The sequence below is a fragment of the Fibrobacter sp. genome (assembly GCF_017551775.1).
Classification (GTDB): Bacteria; Fibrobacterota; Fibrobacteria; order Fibrobacterales; family Fibrobacteraceae; genus Fibrobacter.
On record NZ_JAFZKX010000107.1, the window covers coordinates 1 to 3,998 of the forward strand.

At 56.1% G+C, this 3,998-nt stretch carries 6 protein-coding genes; all 6 read left to right on the plus strand.

The window, feature by feature from the left end; genetic code table 11:
* A partial coding sequence (locus tag IK012_RS12350) for a S4 domain-containing protein (RefSeq protein ID WP_290955058.1) occupies nt 1-297 on the plus strand: 297 nt, incomplete at its 5' end.
* 8 nt (nt 298-305) lie between these two features.
* A complete protein-coding gene (locus tag IK012_RS12355; protein WP_290955060.1) occupies nt 306-1,262 on the plus strand; it encodes a 1-phosphofructokinase family hexose kinase in 957 nt (318 codons plus the stop codon).
* A gap of 12 nt (nt 1,263-1,274) precedes the next feature.
* Nucleotides 1,275-1,922: a futalosine hydrolase gene (gene mqnB / locus IK012_RS12360; protein WP_290955061.1), complete on the plus strand. Its 648-nt coding sequence runs from the start codon at nt 1,275-1,277 to the stop codon at nt 1,920-1,922.
* A gap of 110 nt (nt 1,923-2,032) precedes the next feature.
* The gene (locus tag IK012_RS12365; protein WP_290955063.1) at nt 2,033-2,824 is read left to right on the plus strand and encodes a 1,4-dihydroxy-6-naphthoate synthase; all 792 of its coding nucleotides are present in this window, start codon (nt 2,033-2,035) and stop codon (nt 2,822-2,824) included.
* Between the two features lie 126 nt (nt 2,825-2,950).
* Complete coding sequence (locus IK012_RS12370) at nt 2,951-3,151, plus strand: hypothetical protein (RefSeq protein WP_290955065.1); 201 nt, start codon at nt 2,951-2,953, stop codon at nt 3,149-3,151.
* 244 nt (nt 3,152-3,395) lie between these two features.
* On the plus strand, nt 3,396-3,998 hold a 603-nt coding region (locus IK012_RS12375; protein ID WP_290955067.1), incomplete at its 3' end, for a right-handed parallel beta-helix repeat-containing protein.

The window sequence follows — 3,998 nt, forward strand, 5'->3', positions numbered from 1 at the left end:
GGCGCAGAAGCCGCCGAGGCCGCCGCTGCCAAGGAACGCGAAATCCATAGCGGTAACGCCATCCCGAGCGATGCTGCCGAATGCAGCGTGGCGGCCGGCACCTACGGTGCCCTGGACCTGCTCGTGGAAATCAAGGCGTTTGCCTCCAAGGGCGAAGCCCGTCGCATGGTTCAGAACGGCGGCGTGAAGATTGCGGGCGAAAAGCTTGCCGACCCGCAGGCCCAAATCGAAATCAAGGGCGGCGACCAGCTGGTGGTCCAGGTGGGCAAGCGCAAGTTCTACAAGGTGAATTTCTAGGGTAAATCATGGCTCAGGAAATACTCATTCTCGGTTTGAATCCCGCTTGGCAGCGTCTGTTCTTCTTGGACAAGTTTACGCCGGGCGAGGTGCACCGCATCTCGAAGGTCGAGGAATATGCGTCGGGGAAGGGCATCAACTGCAGCCGTGTATTGCAGAACCTGGGCGGAACGCCCCTCCTGATGCATTTTCTCGGGGGCGATCACGGCTCGCGTATCTTCGACGAGATTTCCGCTTGCGGTATACAGCAGGCTCCGATATGGATAAAGGAACCGACGCGCGTCTGCACGACAATCGCCTGCGGGGGCGAATCGACCGAACTTATCGAACCTTCGCCGGAACTTTCGGATTTCGAGAACCAGGATTTTACGCAGACGCTGGCCGAGCACTGGAATTCGGCGCAGAGCGTCGCCCTGTGCGGGTCTTTCCCGGAACATTTCGACGTGAATTGCATCAGCAATCTTGATTTTGCGGGCAAACGCGTGTATGTCGACGCTATCACGGATATCGATTCCTGGCTCGAAAAGGGCGTGGAACTCCTCAAGATAAACATGCCCGAATACAGCCAGCTGCTCGATCGCCTCGGAATTCCGCAGGTGAAGTCCAGCCCGCAGTTCTGGAAGATGACGGCGACCGCCGTGCTCGAGCGCCTTCCCATCAAGAACCTCGTGGTGACCGACGAGGATTCTCCGGTGCGCGCCTTCCGCTTTGTGGAAAAGAAGTTCCAGAGCATTACGGTGCTGCCGCCTACGGTAGAAGTGCAGAACAACGTGGGCGCCGGCGATTCCTTCTTTGCCGCCTGGCTCTATGCCGACAGCATGGGACTCGATTTCGAGGAATGCCTCGTGAAGGCGACCGCTGTTGCCGTTGCCCGCTGCGAAGTCGAAAAGCCGTGGATGCTCAGTCTCGACCGTGTCGCGGAACTTGAAGAAATTATCCGTCCGGAACTCGAAAAGCAGGAATAGCCCGGGGGCGCCATGAACGGAACGCTTGTCGCCTTCGCTTCCAGGGTGGAATTCAACGCGGTCTATCCGCAGGTTTCCGCTGTGGTGGCGTCGTCCACCCCGCAGGCGCTCAACACCCGGTACGATGTCGCGGTATGCGGCGTGGGCGCTCTGGAATTCTCCACCAATCTCGCTTTTCTCCTCTCCAAGAGGCGCTATGAGCGCATAATCCAGGTCGGAGTCTGCGGCGCCTATCCGAACCGCGGCCTGGACCTGTGCGATGTCGTGCGTGTCGATACCGATGTCGTGGGCGACATGGGGGCGCAGACCCGCGAAGGCCATTTCCTTTCATGGGGCGAGGTTTCCGGCAAGGAACTCGTGTACAGGGGCGAATCGTCGCGCTTCCTTTCGCTTGCGCTTGCTTCTGTGCGCTCCGCTGCGGGCGTGACCGTGAACTGCTGTACCGGTACCGTGTACCTTGCGAACCGCCGCAGCCGCCTTTATAACGCCGATGTCGAGACGATGGAAGGTGCGGCCTGCTTTGCCGTGTGCAGCCGTTTCGGGATTCCCGGCTACCAGTTCCGCGCCGTGAGCAATATCGCGACCGACCGCGACATTTCCACCTGGAAAATCCCCGAGGCCATGGCCGCCCTCAAGGAACAGGTCCTGGACCTTTTGTGAGTTACTAGTTCCAAGTTACTAGTTCCTGGCATCTTGTAACCTGAAAACACTATTGACTCGGAACTCAGAACTCGGAACTTTAAACTTTCTACCCCACATTTCAAATCCCTATGCGTCTTTCTCTCGGCATCTCTACCTGTCCTAACGACACCTACATCTACGAGGCGCTTGTCGCCGGTCTCGAAAATTCGCCTTTCGAATGGGACGTGCACTTTGCCGACGTGCAGACTTTGAACGAGATGGTCATCCGCGGCGAGCTCGACGTCGCCAAGGTGAGCGCGCAGGTGTTCCCGTCGGTGCGCGAGAACTACCGCTGCCTCGATTGCGGAGGCGCCATCGGGTACGGCTGTGGCCCGCTGCTCCTTTCTTCGCAATCCGCCGCCTTCGACCCTGCGCAGCAGACTGTTCTTCCCGGTGCGAACACGACGGCCGCGCTCCTGTTCCGTTTCTGGTACGGTCGTAAGTTCGGAGGTGTGCCGCAGGTGCGCTACGCCCTGTTCAACGAGGTATATTCCTCGCTGCTCGACAAGTCTTCCGCCCAGGGCGTGACCATCCACGAGCATCGTTTTACCTGGGAACGCGATGGCCTGCACCTGCTGCAGGACCTCGGCGCCTACTGGGAGCAGGAGACGGGTTCCCCGATTCCGCTTGGCATCGCTGTCGCCCGTCGCTCGCTTCCGGAAGAAGTCGTGGCGGATGTCGAAAGCGAAATCCGCAGGAGCCTCTCGGTGGCGCGTGGTCGCTCCGAACTCGTGTCCCCCTTTATTCGCGAAATGGCGCAAATTTCCGACGAGAATGTCATCGAGAAGCACATCCGGATGTTCGTGAACGATTTCTCCGAAAATGTGGGGGAGGCGGGCAAGCGCGCCCTGATGTGTCTTTGGGATGTTCCGAAGTGTTGATAACCTGTTGATAGCTGGAAAAATCGTGTAATATTCCATAAACGTAAAATTGTTTTTACAAAACAGCGAATTTTTGCGAAAAACTTTATTTATTTTCCAAAAAGCATCTTTTTAGGGAGTTTACCTATGAGCTTACTCAACGACCTCGACCAAGAAGTTGAAAACTTCAAGCGTGAGTACGAAAAGTTCGAACGCGGCAACAAGTCCGCGGGAACGCGTGCTCGCAAGGTTCTACAGGATATCAAAAAGACCTGCCAGGAGATTCGCGTGTCGATCCAGGGGGCGAAGAAGGAGGAGGAAAAGTCTAGCCTTCCCCCTGCAAATTGACGAGTTTGTGCCTGAAAACGGACGCTAAGGCATTTTTTTTGCGTTTTTTTAATTAAATACGCAAAAAAACGTTTGACTATTGCCCGTTATGAAGGTATATTCCCATGTGGGTTTTGATTTGTCGATTTGGCAAACGAAAAAAGTTTAACGAATATGTGTTCTATGATTGGAGAAACGTAGCAGTATGACCCTAAAGAAACTGGTCTTAATAACGGCCGGGGCTTTGCTTCTTTCCGGGAACGCCATGGCAAGGATTATCAACGTGCCTGGCGAATTCTCGAAGATTGGCGATGCTCTCGGTAACGCCGACGCTGGCGATACCATCAAGGTGGCGCGCGGTACCTATAACGAGAACATCACTCTGGTGATGGGCGTGATCTTGAAAGGTGAAGATCCGCTGACAACAATTATCGATGGCGGTCGCAATGGTCCTACCGTGATGGGTACTTCGGGCGCCGAAATGTCGCACTTCACAGTGAGGAACGGTCTCGAAGGTATCCTTTGCGAGAACGCAGCTCCCTACATCCACCACTGCTACGTGATGGACAACCATGCCACGGGTATCGGTGCGTTCATCTCGCTCCCGCATCTCCGCAACAACGTGGTGTACGGCAACCGCTGGTCCGGTATCTTGGCTTGGGGTGCTAAGTCCCTCGACGCCTATATCGAACACAACGTCGTGCTCCGCAACGGCTACTCTGGCCTTGCGTTGAAGGGACCGACCAACGTGGTCGCCCGTAACAACATCTTCATGGAGAACCACTACTACGGTGTGTTCGCCGACCCGGCCGCCGGCCAGACGAAGGTGGAGTACAACAACATCTACAAGAACTACTACCCGTTCAAC